Origin of the sequence: Butyrivibrio sp. WCD3002, assembly GCF_000424265.1 — a bacterium.
Classification (GTDB): domain Bacteria; phylum Bacillota; class Clostridia; order Lachnospirales; family Lachnospiraceae; genus Butyrivibrio.
This window is the reverse complement of record NZ_AUJO01000004.1, coordinates 128288-147250: the sequence shown is the minus strand read 5'-3', so window position 1 is coordinate 147250 and position 18963 is coordinate 128288. Positions and strand designations below refer to the sequence as shown.

Sequence of the window (18963 nt, the reverse complement as noted above, 5' to 3'; positions counted from 1 at the left end):
TTAACTAATTATCAAATAGTGTCGCAGCCACTGCAGCCTTCACATCTTACATACTTCTCGAAACCGTTCTCATTGATCTCTTCAACAAGTCTGGCATCTCCTGTAGTGATGATGCGTCCCTTAACAAGTACGTGAGTATAATCAACATGAAGAGACTCTAAGATCTTGGTGGAGTGAGTGATGATAAGAAGCGCTCCGTCCTTCTGCTTCTGATACTCCTGAATTCCCTTGGATACTGTTCTTACAGCATCTACGTCAAGACCTGAATCTGTCTCGTCGAGGATCGCAAGCTTGGGCTTGAGCATAAGCAGCTGAAGAATTTCAGCCTTTTTCTTCTCACCGCCTGAAAATCCTACGTTCAGATCACGGTCAGCGTACTCTGAATCCATGGTAAGAAGGTCCATAGCCTCTGCAAGCTGCTTCTTGTACTGAAGAAGCTTAACGGGCTTACCTGTCTGCTCATGATAAGCATTCCTTATGAAGCTTCCCAGTGAAATACCGGGAACCTCAAGAGGATTCTGAAATGATAAAAACATTCCTGCCTTGGCTCTCTTATCAGCGGCCTCATTTGTAAGGTCCTGGCCGTCAAAAATGATCGAGCCCTCAGTAATTTTATAGTGAGGGTTACCCATAAGTGTGTAACCAAGTGTAGATTTACCCGCACCGTTAGGTCCCATTAAAACATGGGTTTCTCCGGGCTTAATCTCAAGATTTATGTCGTGTAAAATAGGCAGATCTTCTACTGATGCAGAAAGATTTTTAACCTGTAATAAAGACTGTTCTGACATATTATATGTACTCCTTAATAACTATACAAATATCATTATCTGCGCATAATCCAACTGATTATAACACAAATTTGCACATATATCATTAAGTGTGCTTAAATGTATATGATAATGTTTCGCAAAATTTGAAAAACGAATGGAGAAAAAATGGAATTCTTATCAGATGTAATTCTGGATACGCTAATAGATGGCTTTAAGCTGCTGCCCTTTTTGTTTATAACCTACCTCATTATGGAGTACTTAGAGCACAGGACAGGGGATAAAACCCAGCAGATAGTTCAGAAGGCCGGAAAATTCGGACCACTCTTTGGTGGAATCATAGGAGCATTTCCCCAGTGCGGGTTCTCTGCTGCCGCATCTAACCTTTATGCAGGCCGCGTAATTACCCTCGGAACCCTGATAGCCATCTATCTGTCAACCTCAGATGAGATGCTGCCGCTTTTCATATCATCGAATGAAATAGCTGCTGACAGAATGGTAAAAATTATTGCCGTTAAGGCAGCTCTTGGTATTTTCTACGGATTCCTTGTGGACTTTATCTTAAGGAGCTACAGGAGATACAAAAAAAGAGCCGAGAACGACCCTGTCAGAATTGAAGAGCTATGTAAAAGAGAGCATTGTCACTGCGAGGAGGACAGTCCTAAAATCTCAGCCCACAGAGGTAGAAGTGATGACGCTTCAGCTGACAATCAGAAAATCAGCAAGGCAAAGATTGCTAAGGAGACCCATACTCCTCACGAGCACTCCCACGAGGGACATGGAAATATCTTTAAATCCGCATTTATACATACACTGCACATCTTTATTTATGTGCTGATTTTCACCTTCGTGCTTAATACACTGATAGAGCTTATTGGTGAAGATACCATCTCAGCCTTCCTTAACAGAAATGCCGTGGTAAGTCACGTACTTGCAGGAATAATAGGACTTATTCCCAACTGCGCTGCTTCTATCATAATCACTACTCTGTATCTTAACAGCATGATCACCTTCGGAACCATGATGTCAGGTCTTCTGGTTGGCGCAGGTGTAGGACTGCTTATCCTCTACAGAGTAAATGAAGGAAAGGTCAGAAACCTGCAGATAACAGGTATCCTTTATCTTATCGGAACCTTCACAGGTCTGATCCTCGATCTTCTGCGTTTTAGTATCTAAATCATTCACTGTAAATATAATCACTTACAAGTGCCCCGTTCTCCGGGGCATTTATTATTATGGAAATACCGTTTTCTTCCATGTCAGCCATTTCTTTTTCAAAAGAAAGCTCATATGTATTCTCATTACCAAGGGTATCTGTGGTTACAAGAGTATATGAGTTTCCTTCATATAAGGTGATAGTGATACCGGCGATTATTCTTCCGGATGGAAGAGTCATTCCGTCAAAAAGAAGATTCCCCGAATCACCGCCTGCCGAATCCTTAACTACCATACTGTTTAATTCTGACCCGGATTTATTCTCAATATAGCAAAGAACATCATGATACTTTGCAATATCCTCGCTTAAGTCCTGTTCGATCTTAAGCTCCTTTTCCATCTCACCACAAAGGTACTGATAATCGGAGATAAGACTGTCCATAGCCATAAGAACACCTTCAGTATTCTTATTTTTGACCTTTTTAAATTCTAAAGCCTCGATTTCCTCTTCCTTTTGCTCAAAGTTATAGAGCGCATCACTGAAGGTTTCCACAGTGAGCTGGGAATAAAGCTCCTCAGCAGCCTTTCTTGCGCTTCTAAGCTCTTCCCTTTTAGCCTCGGCAAGGGCCTGATTATCCTTGGACATTCCGCAGGCTGACAGCATCGTTATAGATAAAACAGTAATAACAGTAACTAATAGTTTTTTCATATTCTTCCTTTTCATAAAAACAAATAATATAAAATTCCTGAATCTCCTTGGAAATTCAGGAATTCATAAACCATTCTATCAGTTTGTCTGCTGCTTTGCCACCGGAACTGTTGCAATAAACCTTATCATGTGATCTCCGTCCCTTTTTGCCTCGATGGAGCCGCCATGGGAATTGGCGATAGCTCTTGCAACTGAAAGGCCTATTCCATAACCTCCTGTATTTCTGCTTCTGGAGGAATCGGCCCTGTAGAATCTGTCAAATAATCTGTCCAGATTCCCATCAGGAATGCTGTCGCAGGTATTTGAGACCTCAAGTATGGCCTTTTTACCCTTACTGTCCAGCTCAAGGCATAAATTCACAACGCCTTTTTCTGACGCATATTTCATGGCATTGTCCAAAAGCAGGGATGAAAGCTGATTTATAGCATTCTTATCCCCCGTAATATGGATATTCTCCGTAATATCCGTGTTGTACTTAAGATTTTTTGATTCAGCAACAGGCTGAAATGACTGGGCTGTATCCTTTATTACATAGCTCATATCCACATCTGAAAAAACTACGTGGATATTCTCTTCTTCCATCCTTGATAGTGTAAGCATGTTTTTTACAAGGCCGTTCATTCTTTTTATCTGGCCTCTTATACTCTCAGTCCACTCACTTTTTCCTGCTTCAAGCTCTATGACATCAACATTTGCAGACACAACTGCAAGAGGTGTCTTTAGCTCATGACCTGCATCGGTGATAAACCTCTTTTGCTTTTCAAGGGATTCGACAACAGGAGCAACTGCTTTTCCGGAAAACAGGTAAACAAGAATAAACATGCCTACAAGACTGACACACGCTATTCCAAGAGTCATCAGAAGAAGTCTGTTTGCACCGTAAAAACCATTGCTGCAGTCAAGGAAAATAAGAAGCACCGAGCCGTCGGTGTTCTCCTTGATGATATATCTGTAGTGCCAATCGTAGTAACCCCGTGCCTTATTGCCGCTGCTATATACTTCCTTTGCTATCTCTTCTGCTTCTGACTCGGATACCGCAGCGATATGCCCTACATCCGTCCTTATAACGGATCCGTCTCCATCAAGCTTTACCCAGAAATATCTTGTCTGATAAGGCATTTCTATGGTTCTGTTATAGGCAGCTTTTCCTCCAAAAAAGACCCCCTCCATATCTTCCGGTTTCATGGGCGGGCCTCCATCACCCTTTTTCCCAAATTCCATTTTCATCTCAGGGAAAAAGCCTTCATTTTCCGCAAGTATATTAAGGGCATCATCCGCGCCGGACTGAACCTCTCTGTAGTTCAAAAAATTAATAACGCCTATTATTGCTACCAAAATTAAAAACAAAGACAGCATAGCCGTTAATACAAATTTTCGACGGAGTTTTTTTACCATATACTTAACCCTTCACTACCATTGAATATCCAACACCTCTTGAAGCCTTGATCTCGCAGGTAGCTTCAAGCTGTGTGAGCTTTTTCCTGAGGTTTGAAATATAGACCCATACCACATTTACATCTGCTTCGCCATCAGACCATATCCTGTCCATGAATGCATCAACCGATATAACTCTGCCGGGGTTCTCCATCAGCATCTCAAGCATCTGAAACTCTCTTCCCACAAGCCTTATGGTCTCGTGTCCTTCTGTCTTTAGCTCGTAGGTTGATCTGTTAAGCTCAAGATTTCCACAGGTCAGATTATTTGGAGCATAGTCAGACTTTCTTCTGGTCATGGCTCTTATTCTTGCAAGGAGCTCCCCCATATCGAAGGGCTTTGTAAGATAATCATCCGCTCCCAGATCAAGTCCTGTTATCCTGTCCTCAATCTCTGATTTTGCAGTAAGGAAAAGAACGGGGGTAGATATCCCTTTTTCCCTTATTTTCTTAAGTACCTCCGTACCCATCATTCCGGGCATCATGATATCCAGAATTATTCCATCATATTCACTGCTAAGTATATAATCAAGGGCATCCTGTCCGTCATATACAGCATCAACCGTATAGCTTGAATGCTTTAATATGGCAACCAGCGCATTTGAAAGTTCCATTTCATCTTCAGCTAAAAGTAATTTCATCTAAGCCTCCAAAATATATCTATTCGTAATAATCAAGCAGCATCAGCTCGACAACACGGTTGTAGCTTGCCTTCCCATCATCTATTCCATTTGCCTTAAGTGTTGTATCCACAAAGGTATCTGCTGCCTTTTTAACTGTTTCTGTCTTAAGGACCGATTCGTCTTCCACCTTTTCCCAGTCCTCCTTAGCAAGAAAAATGTTGTCATGCCTTACCAGCTCCGAGAGCTTTACGTGGCTCTTATATTCCTCCTTGGACACATTTTCATAAAAGGCATTGTTCACGTAGTTAAGTACGCCCATATAGCCGCTGTATTTAAAAAGCTTATCCTCTGACTCTGTGCATGCAAGATAGGCAAGGAAATTTGCTTCATCCTCCATGATATAGCTCCTTGTATGGGAAAGCTCATGGCACATGGTAAAGGGCTTATTGGTGATGTACATGATCGTGTTGTAATTAGCTTCCATTGAAAAAGGAAAATAATATCCCTGCATGTACTGCTGAGACACAAAGCCTGAAAAATACAGAGGCTTTGGCGTTACATAAAATCCCGAAAGCTTAGGGAATCTTCCGGATATCCCTCTCATGGAATCTGCAGCCACAACCTTCATGTCACTCTCAGTAAGAGAAGCTCCATTCTCAGATAAGTAGATCACATTTCCTTCTTCGTCACGGTCCATTTCCTGTGCCAGCTCGTTACATTTATTTACAATAAAGTCCCGGAGCTCAGCCAGCTCAGACACTGAAAACTCTCTCGCTTCAAAGGAGTCCTCTGCTATTGGTGTTGTCCTGTAATTGATAAAACAGTTCAGCGTCATAATCAGGAAAATGATTATAAGTAGTCCTGCTGTAGCCTTGCAGTAGCCAAAATAGACACTGCGGAAAGTCTTATTTCTGTTTATAAGTATTGCACACAAACCTAAAGCAAAAATAAAAATCCAGAAAACTCCGACTAAAATCATTATTTCGCCCACGGAAATCGGCGCAAGGGAAGTAAGCCGCCCCAGAGTACCAACCCAGATCGGAAAAACATAGGCAGAGTAGGCATCCGCAAAGCCCGGTCCAAATACCGCCAGAATATTAAGTAAGATAGTTGCCGTCAAAACGGTGATGAGAAACTTTTTCATAATTAATTTCTATCACTATTTCGACCTTTTTGTAAATAAAAACAAGGACTGTTAAACTTAAATTTAGCCTTCTGTGGAATCAGACTCAGAGCTGTTCTGCGTATCAGGCATTTCAGGTCTTTCACCGTCCTGCATCTGGGGCATTTCTCCATCCGGCATCTCAGGCCTTTCGCCGTCCTGCATTTGGGGCATTTCTCCATCAGGCATCTCAGGGCGTTCACCGTCCTGCATCTGAGGTCGTTCTCCTCCGTTACCCGGGCCGCCTCCGGGACCGCCCATCATACCTCCGGTCTGACCTGCAGTTGTTGCCTTGTCGCTTACCGTTATGGTATCTGTGGTATCACCTGCTGTTATCGTGTACTCTCCCTCTGCAAGCTCAGGACTGCTAAATACTACAGATGCCGCGGTTTTATTAAGTGTATAGCTAAGAAGCTCTGTGCCTGTGCTGTCAGTAATAGTGATAACATCTCCAGCAGACAAAGTAGTTTCAAATCCATACAATACCGAGTACTGCTCAGAATCAGAGCTGAAGGTTTCAGCCATTCCGCTTGATCCTACTGCTATAACCGTGCCACCTGAGATATATGCAGTTCCGCCCTTATCAAGAGGACCGTTTCCGTCATTTTCAGGTCCGTCCACAACTACATATCCGCCGTCAACATAGAGATCACCGTTTGAATCAATGCCGTCTCCTGCTGCATTTACATAAAGCTCGCCGCCATAGATGTGGATATAGGCATTTTCATCATAGTTCATACCACCGCCCATATTTCCAAATCCGAATTCGTCCTGGGAGGTACTTGTTGATGCATTAAGGCCGTCATCGCTTGCAACTACCGAAATATTTCCGCCAGTTATATCAATGGTGTCACCCTCTAAGCCCTCGTAGCTCTCTGTTACATTGATATTGCCGCCTGCTATGTAAAGCACTGTTTCAGCATGGATACCATCATCCTTTGCAACGATCTCTATATCACCGCCTTCTATATAGATGTATCCTTTTCCGGACTCCTCTTCGTTACTTGAATGTATGCCGTCCTTCTCTGAACCGCTTACAAGATTGAAGGTTCCATCCTTAATTCTTACAGAATCCTTGCCCTCAATAGCATTGCCTGTTGCAGTGATATTGATGGTTCCGCCTGTAAATTTCACATCATCCTTACCTACAATGCCGTTTGCATAGGATGCATTTATATTAAGAGCTCCGGTTCCGTTAACTGTTATATCATCTCTGCTGAAAATAACGCCGTCAATGTTTACGGAATCATCCTCCTGAACATACTCAGCGCCTGTATCAGAGAGATTATTTACGCTGCCGTCCGCGAGAGTCAAAAATACCTTGTCCGCATTACTTACATAAATGCAGGCACCATCGTCATTAGTAATTGATACACCATCAAGCACGATCTGAACCTTGTCATTATCTCCTGCATTTACGATTATCTGTCCGTCATCCGAGGTTCCGCTTACTATATATGTGCCTTCAGCAGTTATTGTGATGGTTGTTCCATCAATGCTTACACCGCTGTCAGAGCATTCTGCGCTGTTACCGCTTAAAGTGATTTTTACAGCTTCGCTCTCATCATAGCTGTAATCGGAATCTCTGTCCGTAAACATGTCTGAAAAATCCAGATCTGATACTGATGTCACTGCTCCGATTGAAGTAGTGTCTGCCCCAGCATTTACTGCATTGGCCGCAGAATCTGCTGTTGTGCTGTTCTCTGAATTCTCTGCATCTGCGGACTCATCGCTGTCTGAATAGGTATCATCTTCTGATTCCTGCGCCGCATCTACACTTTCTGTCTGTTTTGCAGATGATGTAGCTCCGCAGGCAGCGGCGCCAACACCCAGTACCATTCCGGTTGCAAATATTGCAAGTAAAGTCTTCTTTTTCATATCTATACCTAAATCAGGCCGGGGCACTATAGTTTAAAATATGTGCCCCGCCTGCCTTTCATTTATCAAATTCCTTCTGCTACTGCTATAGGTCTTGAGAAGGAAATCTCAAGATTGCCGTTTCTAAGTCTCATTTCATCTATCATAGCCTTTGTTGATGCGCCTCTTCTCATAGTTACGTCGTAAGAAAGCTTATAAAGGCTGCCCATTCCTGTGGTCTTTACTTCGTTAAGTGTTGCATTTGTTGTATATCTTGCAAAAATATCATCAAAGATGCCCTCAAAATCAAGGCTCTCGGGAACTGTAATCTTAACTGTTCTTACCTCTGCTCCCATTCCGCCAAAATCAGCAACTCTGAGAATAAGGTTAGCTATAGTAATGATAATAGTAAATACCAGTGCAAGTCCGATGTATCCCATTCCTGTTGAAAGGCCCACTGCCATGGCAAGGAAGATATTGGTGATATCCTGTCCTGAACCGGGCTGTGATCTGAATCTTACAAGACTGAAGGCTCCTGCAACTGCAATACCTGCTCCGATATTTCCGTTAACCAGCATGATAACAAGCTGTACTATTGCCGGTAAAAGTGCCAGAGTGATGGTCATGCTCTTGGATGTGCTTCCCTTGATGTTTGCCATAAAGGCAATGTAAATACCTATTGCCAAAGAGCAAAGTGTTGCTGCGAAAAATGAAGCTCCTGTGATTGTTCCTGCTTCCATGATACTTTCAAATAATAATGTAGACATTTCAAATCTCCTTTTTCTCTAAATCAAGCTGTAAGAATAATCTTACCGTTACTGTTGTTTTCATAATTAACTGCAGGCTTTACTCCTTCAGGATACATGTAATCCACATATCCTCTTCCATATTTTGAAAAGGAAGTCTGCCTTATTCCTATCTCGTCCAGGATATGAGCCATCTCTACGCTCATCGCGCCTGCTATCTTAAGTTCCATAAGTCTCTGCCCAGGCTTTAAAATATCATTTCCGACGTTTCCTCTTTTCAGATCAAGATGATCAACACGCCATCTGATATTTTCATCAAAGGTAATTCGAAGTTCCTTGTCTTCTATTCCCGCCATGGCTATTCTGTCGTAGGATATTGCCATTGCAGGCCCCAGTCCCTTGTAGTAATTCTTAAAATAATCAATTTCGTTTGATATCTGGGACTGTTCTTTTGCAGCCTCTCCTTCATTTAAGTAGGAGATCGCATCCCGGTATTTCATTCCGATTCTTCTCTTATATACGATGCCTTTATATTTTTTTTTGATCTCTATAAAAGCTCTTGTGTCATCTTCCGGAATCCCGTAGGTTCTGAGCCTTAGCTTTTCCTTGTATACAGGCTTTTCCAATGATCTTTTTATAAGTGAAAAATCAGGTGTGTCATAATATATATTTAAGATGGAGGTTTTCCCGTAATCATCGACTTGAGCCATGCCCTCAAGTCGCTCTCTTAATGCTCTGTACTGAAAATCCTCCAACAGATATTTCGTTTCATATCTCTGAAAAGTATCTTTAAATCCGCTCATTTTTGCCCTCGTTTTCTGTAAGTCATTTCCTTTGTTCTGATGCAATAATACAAAGTCAACCTAAAAACAACCTAAAAGATTTATTATTTCTAAAAAAAAATGAAAAGGTCTTAAAAAAGAAGGAAAAGCCTTGAAATCAGCGGCTTATAGGACTATAGTTTTTTATGCAAAGTGAGGGTGGTACTGATTTTTGAGGAGATTATTATGAGTAAATACAAGCCGGGTGATAAGATCATCATTTTGGACTACAACGGAAAGCCGCTGGTACCACAGGTTGTGGCAAAGATTGAAGAGGTTTATGATGGCGGAAGAGTAAGACTTGATCTGCCTGACGGAGCAGCCTGCTTTGAATATGAAGAGCATTTCAAGAAGGTTGATGATGAAACCTATGAGAAATATCTGCAGGCAGTTCACGACAGAGAGCAGGAGCTTCCTCTTGACCTTAAGATAGATATCAGGAAATTTGTGGCTAATCGTCCTCGTCTTCGCAGAGAGATTTTAAGAAATTACGAGCTTGATAAAAAATATGTAAGCATCATTCACGCCTACGCAGGAAGAATCCAGATGTATGGCCGTGAAAACATCCCGCCGCAGTTCATTTGGGAATTTGAGGATGCAAAGCATGGTCTTACTCAGACAAGATCCTTCTTCCACGACATTGATCCTTCTATTAAGGAAGTTGAAATTCCCGATCAGGCTAACGCACCGGTTGAGGTGTGATCAAAAATCTACTTACTATAACTATAAAAGGCAGACCACTTTTTGGCCTGCCTTTATTTTTTTATTCACTTTTTAATTCACCAAAAATCTCGCCCCTTGGCTCTATCTTAAACTCCATCCTCTTATGAGTTGTAGGATGGTCAAAGGATAGGCTGTATGCACATAGGGCTACGTTTTTTACGCGAAGTCTTGCGGACAGCTCGTCGCTTTCTGCCGTACAGTATCTTCTGTCGCCAAGGAGCGGGTGTCCTGCATGTGAAAACTGAGCTCTTATCTGATGAAATCTTCCTGTGTGGAGATGGATGTCTACAAGGGATATACCTTCGACTCGTTTTTGAGAGATTACCCTGTAAGTCAGTGTGCTCTTCTTGGCATCATCGGGGATCTTCCCTGCGTCCACATCGGACGAATCCACTATAACTGCGCTCTTACTTGCAGGATCCCTGTACATATAGTCACACAGTTCACCTTCCTGCGCAGCTTCAGGAAATTCTCCGCAAACAACCGCAAGATAATGCTTATCCATAGCTCCGCCATCCTGAACCTGGCTGCTTAAAGAAGCTGCTGCTTTCCTGATCCTTCCAAATACAAGGATTCCTTCAACAGGCTGATCCAGTCTGTGTATCACATGAAGAGTTGTGGATTTGTTCTTAAACTTTCCACTTCTTATTATCTGTGATCTAAGGGCAGTCTCCATGTCAGGAATAGTAACGTTTCTGCTCTGAACAGCTACCCCCGCAGGCTTTACGCACACAAGAATGTCATCATCTTCGTATAATATTTCTATAGGGCTCATACCTTAAAGCGATAACCAACGCCCCAGATGGTTTCAATATACTGAGGATTGCTGGTGTCAAATTCAATTTTCTCACGGATTTTCTTGATATGCACAGTTACTGTTGCAATATCACCGATGGAATCCATATTCCAAATCTTACGGAAAAGCTCTTCCTTGGTAAATACGTGGTTGGGATTCTCTGCAAGGAATGTAAGCAGATCAAATTCCTTGGTGGTGAAGCTCTTCTCAGCTCCGTCCACATAAACTCTTCTTGCGGTCTTGTCGATGCGAAGTCCTCTGATCTCCACAACGTCATTGGATTCATGTCCGCTTCCTACAAGTCTTGAGTAGCGTGCCATGTGGGCCTTTACTCTTGCAACCAGCTCTGAAGGGCTGAAGGGCTTGGTGATATAATCATCTGCTCCAAGGCCAAGTCCCCTTATCTTATCGATATCATCCTTTTTAGCTGATACCATAAGTACAGGAACATCCTTCTTTTCTCTGATGCGCTTGCAAACCTCGAATCCGTCCATGCCGGGAAGCATGAGATCAAGGATCACAAGATCAAACTCCTCGCTAAGTGCTGTCTGCAGACCTACATCACCTGAATTTTCGATCTTTACTTCAAAATCAGATAACTCCAAATAATCCTTTTCAAGATCAGCAATGGCTTCTTCGTCTTCGACAATCAATATTCTGCTCATACCGCGTCCTCCTGGTTAGTATTTTTTTGATGCAGTTTACATAGTTTCAAATCCATCATGCTCAACCACGGTCTCAGTCTCGGCTTTTTCGTGATGCTCCTGATACTTTCTAAGTACGAAGTGCATGCAGGTTCCCTCGCCTTCATGACTGGTGGCCCATATATATCCCCCATGGTCCTCTATAATCTTTTTAACAATTGATAGACCTATTCCGCTGCCTCCCTGCTTTGAATTTCGTGAGGCATCTGTTCTGTAGAATCTGTCAAAGATATTGGGTATCTCATCGGCTCCTATTCCCTTACCGTTATCCTCTATCTCAACCCTGACGGAATCTACTTCATCCAATATTCTGATATCAATGCATCCTGTTCCGTCTTCACGGCCAAGATATTTAACACTGTTACTTACGATGTTATTTACCACTCGTTTAAGCTGCTCCGGATCTGCAACTATCTGGGTATCCGGCGTGGTCAGGTTAGCGTAATTGAGCTTTATATCCTTACTGTCAAGCTCCATTCCTATCTCTTCTATACAATCTCCAAAATAGTCACCTACTATAATTCTGGCAAAATTGTATGGAATTCTGTTGTTATCGATGCTTGAATAAAGTGTAAGCTCATTGATAAGGTTATTCATGTCATTCGCTTTATTATATATGGTGCGAATGTACTTCATCTGCCTCTCAGGGGTATCGGCAACTCCCTCTAAAAGTCCCTGGGAGTATCCCTTAATGGCAGTTATGGGAGTTTTCAGATCATGGGAGATGTTACTGATAAGCTCCTTGTTCTGTCCCTCTCTTATAACCTTCTCATCGGCGGATTCCTTGAGCCTTAGTCTCATATCTTCATAATTCCTGTAAAGCTCACCTATCTCGCCTTTGTCACCTATGTCTGTCGGCAGCATATAATCAAAATTTCCATCTTTAATATGCTGCATGGCTACATTCAGTTCTTTTACCGGTTCGAAAAATCCCTTTTTTAACCAAGTCGTAAGTATCATACTGGTCGCCAATAATATAAGCAGGAATGCAACTATTGTGTAAGTTGCTATTCGCGGCGCACTGGCGAAAGTCTTCTGTATGAAAATATACGATGCTACGACCAGGATAAAGGGTAAAATAACGATGGTTGCCGAAGTAATAATCAGCCTGGTTCTAAAACGCATGTATGCTCCTTAAGTATATCATATTTATATTATAGGAATCTCCTCTGCAGTGTTGCCACGGATTTCCTGCATAGCCTTGTAGTACATATCGTATCTGCCCTGACCTGTAAGATTCTCGAGCTCTTCAATAAGTTTGGGAGCGCTTTCTATTATCTTAACTATCTTCGGGTTATATCTGGTTCCGGCCTCATTCTGAAGCTCCTTAAGAAGTCTCATAAAGTCCTTACCCTGCGTGTAGCTTCTTGTGAGGGTGTCCGTACCTGCTTCTACTGAGTCAGCAATAGAGATAATGTCTATTATGATCTTTATGGGTGACTCGGTATTGTCATATCCAAGAGGATAACCATGGAGACCGTCATAATACTTATGATGACCAAGGATTACATCAGCATAGGGTTTCAGTGCTGTATTGCCCTGGGCTTCTCTATATCCGACCTCTGAGTGCTTTCTGATGGTTGCATATTCCTTGGTGTTAAGACTTCTGTTCTGACGATTTATGGTATCAGGTATGTAGCATTTACCTATATCATGCACAAGTCCGCTTATAGTTATAAAGGAGATGAGATAAGCCTTGTTTTTCTGAACGTCCTGCTCAGTCTCCAGACCTCTTACTCCAACGAACTCTTCAGGAATCTTTTCAAGCATTTCCCGGCCGATAAGTGTAGCTATTTTGGCTACCATTTTGGAATGGATATAGGTAAAAGGCTGTCTTCTTACTATCATCTGCATGATGAACTGGATTTTTTCAAGTTCACTGGAGATTATAGCTGCAGCGGCGTGATACCACTGCTCACATACAGGCTGCATATCACCGGTGAAGAATCTGTAGGGAATGTTTGCAAGTATGGACATTGATTTTGGAAGGAACTTATCTGTCCACTCTTCAAGCTCTGCATGAGAAAGATTCATCTTTTCAAGGATCATTATAACTGTACAGGCATACTTAAAATGCCTGAGAACAAGCTCAAAGTTTATTGGATCATCCTTCTCAAAATCTGGCCTTTCAATAATCTCATTAATACTCTTAATAAGACCGTTCAGCGCTTCAACAGAGTCTATATCACCGTTTAGCCATTTATATGTAAGGCATGTTCTGTAGTCAGGCGACCCTTCCACGTTACCGTCTCTTTCCTCGGCTCTTTTGAAGGTCTGGAAAAGAAGCTGCAGATATCTGTCTTTGTCTTCTTCAGATAAAATATCTATGTTTTTGCTCTTTGCCATAAATGCATCATCAATAATAGATAAATAACCTTTTATCGTCTCGTTATCTGCATCCATACTCTGGACATTCTCGTTGTTCCAAAGAGCCCATACATCATCATATAACCTTATACTCTCTGATTTCTCGGTGTGGAAACCGGTGAGATAGGTTATAAGCAACATGTAATCATTAAAAATAAACTCTCTTACTTCCGGAGAAGATATCTGAGAATATCTGTTAGCCTGGGCTATTGATTTGCGGAAATAATCAAGAGAAGTCTCCATACCTGTTTTATCACCGACAGAACGATAAAACTTCGCATATTCACTTCCTAAAACATGATAAATGGCGACAAGGAATTCCGGCTCATCCATATCGATGAACACAGGAAGAATTCGCTCACAGAATTCTGTTAAGACGACAAAGTCATGATGACCATCAAGGAAAAAACCGATGGCCAGATCATATAAAAGCTCAGCTTCGTCAGGTGTAATCTCCTCAGAGCATTTATCCCATAGCTCAGCCATCAGCTCCTCATTCTCTGCATAGACCTCACGCATAACGTAAGACCTCTCAGAGAGAAGCTGTATCCAATCAAAGGGATCCTCAAGCGTAAAAAGCTGATCCTCGTAGTTTTTTAATTTCAGGGAATTCTCAGTATAGAGCTTCCTGAACTTCTCTGCCAGTATTCTTTCTATCATTGTGCGCCCCTCATAATTTTAGAAAAATCGGCAAGCATATTTTATATTATTAATTACAATACCATATTTCGTTAATTTGTGCCACGATAATAAGCCTTTGATTGCATAATTAATTAGTATTTGCTAAAATTTTCTATACATTAAGACAGATAGGAGGCAGTCATGAGTAAAAAGCGAAATTTCGTATTATTCGGCCTGGCATCTGCAGTATTAGGTGGCAGTGTCATAGCTGCATCACGTTTATATGACCTGTCAGTAGTTCCAAGTCAGAAAACTCCTGAAGAAATCGATAAAGATCCCATGGACAGTGTGTCCAGAGAATGGTTTCAAAGGATAGAGGATAAAGAAGATGTTTACGCCCGTTCCATTGATGATCTGAATCTTCATGCTACTTATATCAAAGCAGAAGAGGAATCACATAAATATGCTATCTGTATTCACGGTGTAAGAAGTACCGGTGAATTTATGAGCTTTTTCGGAAAGCATTATCATGATATGGGTATTAATGTCCTTCTTCCGGATCTTAGAGGCTTTGGCAAAAGTGATGGAAATTATATCGGCTACGGTTACTTCGACAGGCTCGATATAATCGAATGGATCTATTGGATCATCAAAAAGGATCCCGATGCACACATCCTTCTCCACGGTTCCAGTATGGGCGCTGCCACAACTCTTATGACCACAGGAGAGCATCTTCCAAACCAGGTTATAATGGCAGTTGCAGACAGTAGCTACAGTACTCTTACACAGGAATTTGCAGATGTATATAAGAAAAATATCGGAGGCTGGATGCCTACCGGTATTGCACTTTTCATAATAAGATTTCTTGTTAAGCTGCGCTGCGGATACGATATCAATAAGATTAACGTGCTTGATGCAGTAGCGCGTTCCAAGACACCCACTCTTTTCATACACGGCGACGAGGATACCGTTATTGATCCTCAGATGTGCGCTCATCTGTATGAGAAATGTGCTGCTCCCAAGCAGTACTGCCTGATACTGGGCTCAGACCATGTTCAGGGTGCAAGAATCGATCCCGATAAGTATTGGAAAAAGGTCGAAAGCTTAATGGAAAAAACATCATTTTAAACAGAGGTAATACATAATGACTTACAAGACACACGGCACCTGTGCCACAGCTATAAATGTTGAGCTCGATGGCTCAATTGTTAAATCCGTATCCTTCGTAAATGGATGCAGCGGCAACACTCAGGGTGTTGCAAGACTAGTTGAGGGAATGGATGCACACGATGCTATTGCAAAGCTTCGCGGAATCAAATGTGGATTTAAAAGCACATCCTGCCCTGATCAGCTCTCTTATGCATTAGAGGAAGCGCTTGCAGCTATCGGAGGTTGATAATTTTGTCCAAGAAAATTGTTTTAACAGGCGGCGGTACTGCCGGTCATGTTACTCCTAATATAGCTCTTATTCCGGAGCTTAAGGAGCTTGGGTATGAGATCTGCTATGTTGGATCCCATACCGGAATTGAGAAAAAACTTATAGAGGACTTTGGAATCCCTTATTACTCAATATCTACAGGAAAGCTTAGAAGATATTTTGATCCCAAGAACTTCTCGGATCCTTTCCGTGTAATGAAGGGCTTTGTTGAGGCAAGGGCACTCCTTAAGAGGCTGCAGCCCGATGTGGTTTTCTCAAAGGGCGGCTTTGTTTCCGTTCCTGTCATCAGAGCAGCTGCTTCCCTTAAGATTCCCTGCATACTCCACGAATCGGATATGACACCGGGACTTGCCAATAAACTCAGCTTCTCATCAGCGAAAACCATTTGCTGCAATTTCCCTGAGACATTAGAGCTCCTTCCCGCAGATAAGGCAGTGCTTACAGGCACTCCCATAAGGAAAGAGCTTCTCACAGGATCAAAGGAAGCTGGCAAGAAATTCTGCGGCTTTACAGATGACAAGCCAGTCATCATGGTAACCGGCGGAAGCCTTGGTGCACAGAGCATTAATGAGACCATAAGATTTGCGCTTCCAAGACTCCTCCCTCATTTCAATGTGGTACATCTTTGCGGCAAGGATAAGATGGACAATCTTAAGCTCAGCGTAGATGGCTATAAGCAGTTTGAATATGTAAAAAATGAGATGAAGGATATCTTCGCTATGGCTGACGTTGTGGTATCAAGAGCAGGTGCAAATGCCATCTGCGAGCTGGCTGCTTTAAGAAAACCCAATATCCTTATTCCTCTTTCTGCAAAGAGCAGCAGAGGAGACCAGATCATTAATGCCAGATCCTTTGAGCAGCAGGGCTTTTCTCTTGTAATCGATAACGAGGAGCTTGATGAAGATATACTTGTTGAGAGCATCTTTGATGTCTATGAAAACAGGGAAAAATACATTCAGAACATGAGCGCATCCAATCAGCAGGGCGCAACAAAAACAATTCTTGAGATAATTGAAAAAGCTGCCAATAAAGAATAAAGAATGCACATCCTTCGCGGGATGTGCATTCTCTTTTAAAGATTTTATTCTTAATAGTCGTGAACCTTCTCAAAGAACTCTGTCAGATTCTCAATAGGTATGGGCTTTGAATATTTATAGCCCTGTAGGTATCTTGCAAACATGCGGGTGCACCTCATTTCGTCTTCTTCATTTTCGATACCTTCATAAAGAACCGAGTAGTTCATGTCAGTAAACATATGAGCAAGGTAGGAGACCATTGTCTCTGCCTTTACATCTGATCCGCTTGCAATAACTAATGACCTGTCGAACTTGACTATATCGAAGGGCAGTTCCATGATTCTCTCAAAATTAGAATAGCCTGTTCCAAAATCATCGAGATAGAAGATGATGCCGCTTTTACGCATCTCAAAAATTCTGTCTCGTACCATCATGAAATCTCTTTCGTTCTGACTTTCAGTTATCTCTATAGCTATCTTGTCATATTCAATTCCTGAATCCTCAATAATCTGCTTAACTGTAAATGCAAAATGTTCTTCTCTTATATCCATCATTGAGAAATTCACAGATATGCGCCTTACATAGTATCCATCCTCCATGAGCTTTTTTATCTGCTCACAGGTTTTTGCCAGAATTATCATACTCAGCATATGTATGTAATTATGCGCCTCCGCTATAGGTATGAATTTGTCAGGGAATACCATTCCGGTTTTTTCAAGCTTAAGTCGCATAAGAGCTTCTGCGGTATCAAATTTACCTGTTGTAACATTGTAAACAGGCTGGCAGAAAACTATGACTCTGCTGTCATGGATATCCTTTTTCTCATTAATATCTGCAAGCTCATCTACTATATATCTGTGATCATAATATGCCAAAATATCCTTTTCAGTAACCAGCTTTGCGCTATTTTCCGGCATCCTGCGCTCAAGATACTGAATAAAACTTATATAGTCATTTCTCTCACTAAGACTCTCGTCAGACTTGGTTATTACTGTCTTATAGTCCTGTTTGTAGATTGTGTACTGTTCTTCGAGATGTTTGATGATCCATTTTCCAACCTCATTATAATCGCTAATTTCCTTATAATCACAGACAAAGATCAGTCTTCCTCCGGAGATCTGGAAAATCTTCCCACTCTTAAAATATTTGGTGTTGTAGTCTCTTACCTTATCCCTTAATTCCTTAGGCAGTTTATTACCGGGAAAGTCATATTCTCTCATATACAGACTGACTAAAAGTATCTCTTTTTTACAGGCAAATATTTCTGCAATATGATTTTCAAATTCAACTTCATGCGCTGAACCCATCTCTATATCAAGTGGATTTGCATGCAGGTAATAGAGTACCGCGTATGTGGGAAACAAAAATGTTGCAATAGTAAAAGAGCTCTGATTATGCATTCCCTGAATGAACATCACCAGAAATGACACAAAGCATGATGATACAATTCCCCATAGTACAGGCTTGTAAATCTTGTCCCTGTATCGAAACAGCATCCATAGGAGCAAAGACACAAAGAAGATATATACATATGGAAAAATATTTACTCCATCATGAATAATATTGTCATCTTCTATATAAAACCCAAACTTCAGGACACTTCCTAAAATGTCATAAACTGCCATAAATATAAGGACACAGACGGACAGAACAATATATCTGATATCCAGACTTTCGTTTATATGAAGAGGGTCTTTCATATACAGCACATATACAAACAAACTGGAAAAGAGCAGAAGATGCTTAAGTGCTCTTAGAATATATATAAGGATATGCGGATAAACCGCAGGATTAGAAACAACGATATAAAAGAAAATGTCAGTTGCTGCCGCAGCAAACAGAAGCACCAGGACTCCTTTAAAAAGACGGATCTCCCTGCCTCTGTTCACATAGGCTGATTTCAGTAATATAACGAATACTATAACTGTGGCCATAACCAGAATATCGCCTACTGCTGTATAGTTTTCGTAAATAGTTGTTACCTCATTCATAAGCTCTCCTTCCCATATAGGGGATGAGCTGCTT

General features: G+C 41.6%; 18 protein-coding genes. 5 read left to right on the top strand and 13 right to left on the bottom strand.

The genetic code is table 11. The annotated features are described in order from the left end of the window. Window positions 1–11: 11 nt before the first annotated feature. Window positions 12–788, bottom strand: coding sequence for a Fe-S cluster assembly ATPase SufC (gene sufC / locus G608_RS0107280; RefSeq protein ID WP_026495480.1), 777 nt, complete (start codon window positions 786–788; stop codon window positions 12–14). Between the two features lie 147 nt (window positions 789–935). Here sufC and G608_RS0107275 point away from each other — a divergent pair, with 147 nt between their 5' ends. Next, the gene (locus tag G608_RS0107275; RefSeq protein ID WP_026495479.1) at window positions 936–1943 is read left to right on the top strand and encodes a putative manganese transporter; all 1008 of its coding nucleotides are present in this window, start codon (window positions 936–938) and stop codon (window positions 1941–1943) included. A gap of 1 nt (window position 1944) precedes the next feature. On the opposite strand, the gene G608_RS0107270 is transcribed toward G608_RS0107275, so the two are convergent. The 7 genes from G608_RS0107270 to G608_RS0107240 all read right to left on the bottom strand — a co-directional run bounded on the left by G608_RS0107270 (window position 1945) and on the right by G608_RS0107240 (window position 9255). Then, window positions 1945–2631, bottom strand: coding sequence for a hypothetical protein (locus G608_RS0107270; RefSeq protein ID WP_155833242.1), 687 nt, complete (start codon window positions 2629–2631; stop codon window positions 1945–1947). Between the two features lie 78 nt (window positions 2632–2709). After that, window positions 2710–3966, bottom strand: coding sequence for a sensor histidine kinase (locus tag G608_RS0107265; RefSeq protein WP_196810157.1), 1257 nt, complete (start codon window positions 3964–3966; stop codon window positions 2710–2712). 64 nt (window positions 3967–4030) lie between these two features. Beyond that, window positions 4031–4705, bottom strand: a complete 675-nt coding sequence (locus tag G608_RS0107260; protein WP_026495476.1) for a response regulator transcription factor — start codon at window positions 4703–4705, stop codon at window positions 4031–4033. A 19-nt stretch (window positions 4706–4724) separates the two neighbouring features. Then, entirely contained in the window at window positions 4725–5831 is a 1107-nt protein-coding gene (locus G608_RS20315; protein WP_035794946.1) for a DUF3810 domain-containing protein, read from the bottom strand. A gap of 63 nt (window positions 5832–5894) precedes the next feature. Beyond that, window positions 5895–7727, bottom strand: coding sequence for a carbohydrate-binding domain-containing protein (locus tag G608_RS20310; RefSeq protein WP_155833241.1), 1833 nt, complete (start codon window positions 7725–7727; stop codon window positions 5895–5897). 65 nt (window positions 7728–7792) lie between these two features. Beyond that, window positions 7793–8473 carry a DUF4956 domain-containing protein gene (locus tag G608_RS0107245; protein ID WP_026495475.1) on the bottom strand — a complete coding sequence of 227 codons (681 nt, stop codon included), beginning with the start codon at window positions 8471–8473 and terminating at the stop codon, window positions 7793–7795. A 23-nt stretch (window positions 8474–8496) separates the two neighbouring features. Then, complete coding sequence (locus tag G608_RS0107240) at window positions 8497–9255, bottom strand: polyphosphate polymerase domain-containing protein (protein ID WP_026495474.1); 759 nt, start codon at window positions 9253–9255, stop codon at window positions 8497–8499. A gap of 204 nt (window positions 9256–9459) precedes the next feature. Between G608_RS0107240 and G608_RS0107235 the strand changes: the two genes are divergently transcribed. Beyond that, a complete protein-coding gene (locus G608_RS0107235; protein WP_026495473.1) occupies window positions 9460–9975 on the top strand; it encodes a hypothetical protein in 516 nt (171 codons plus the stop codon). A gap of 61 nt (window positions 9976–10036) precedes the next feature. On the opposite strand, the gene G608_RS0107230 is transcribed toward G608_RS0107235, so the two are convergent. The 4 genes from G608_RS0107230 to G608_RS0107215 are packed head-to-tail and all read right to left on the bottom strand — an operon-like array spanning window position 10037 to window position 14523. Next, complete coding sequence (locus tag G608_RS0107230) at window positions 10037–10771, bottom strand: RluA family pseudouridine synthase (RefSeq protein WP_026495472.1); 735 nt, start codon at window positions 10769–10771, stop codon at window positions 10037–10039. Continuing rightward, a complete protein-coding gene (locus G608_RS0107225) occupies window positions 10768–11457 on the bottom strand; it encodes a response regulator transcription factor (RefSeq protein ID WP_026495471.1) in 690 nt (229 codons plus the stop codon). The genes G608_RS0107230 and G608_RS0107225 overlap by 4 nt, the downstream gene beginning before the upstream one ends. 36 nt (window positions 11458–11493) lie before the next feature. Beyond that, entirely contained in the window at window positions 11494–12621 is a 1128-nt protein-coding gene (locus tag G608_RS20305) for a sensor histidine kinase (protein WP_051208977.1), read from the bottom strand. 24 nt (window positions 12622–12645) lie between these two features. Further along, window positions 12646–14523, bottom strand: coding sequence for an HD-GYP domain-containing protein (locus G608_RS0107215; protein WP_026495470.1), 1878 nt, complete (start codon window positions 14521–14523; stop codon window positions 12646–12648). Window positions 14524–14685: 162 nt separating this feature from the next. Between G608_RS0107215 and G608_RS20300 the strand changes: the two genes are divergently transcribed. Genes G608_RS20300 through G608_RS0107200 form a run of 3 tightly spaced genes read left to right on the top strand, consistent with a single transcriptional unit; the run spans window position 14686 to window position 16959 of the window. Beyond that, window positions 14686–15612: an alpha/beta hydrolase gene (locus G608_RS20300; protein ID WP_051208976.1), complete on the top strand. Its 927-nt coding sequence runs from the start codon at window positions 14686–14688 to the stop codon at window positions 15610–15612. A 16-nt stretch (window positions 15613–15628) separates the two neighbouring features. Then, window positions 15629–15880, top strand: coding sequence for a TIGR03905 family TSCPD domain-containing protein (locus G608_RS0107205; protein ID WP_026495469.1), 252 nt, complete (start codon window positions 15629–15631; stop codon window positions 15878–15880). Window positions 15881–15885: 5 nt separating this feature from the next. Next, window positions 15886–16959, top strand: coding sequence for an undecaprenyldiphospho-muramoylpentapeptide beta-N-acetylglucosaminyltransferase (locus G608_RS0107200; protein ID WP_026495468.1), 1074 nt, complete (start codon window positions 15886–15888; stop codon window positions 16957–16959). 50 nt (window positions 16960–17009) lie between these two features. Here G608_RS0107200 and G608_RS0107195 read toward each other — a convergent pair whose 3' ends face one another. Next, window positions 17010–18929 (bottom strand): EAL domain-containing protein, encoded by a 1920-nt coding sequence (locus tag G608_RS0107195; protein ID WP_026495467.1) that lies wholly within the window; start codon window positions 18927–18929, stop codon window positions 17010–17012. Window positions 18930–18963 lie beyond the last annotated feature (34 nt).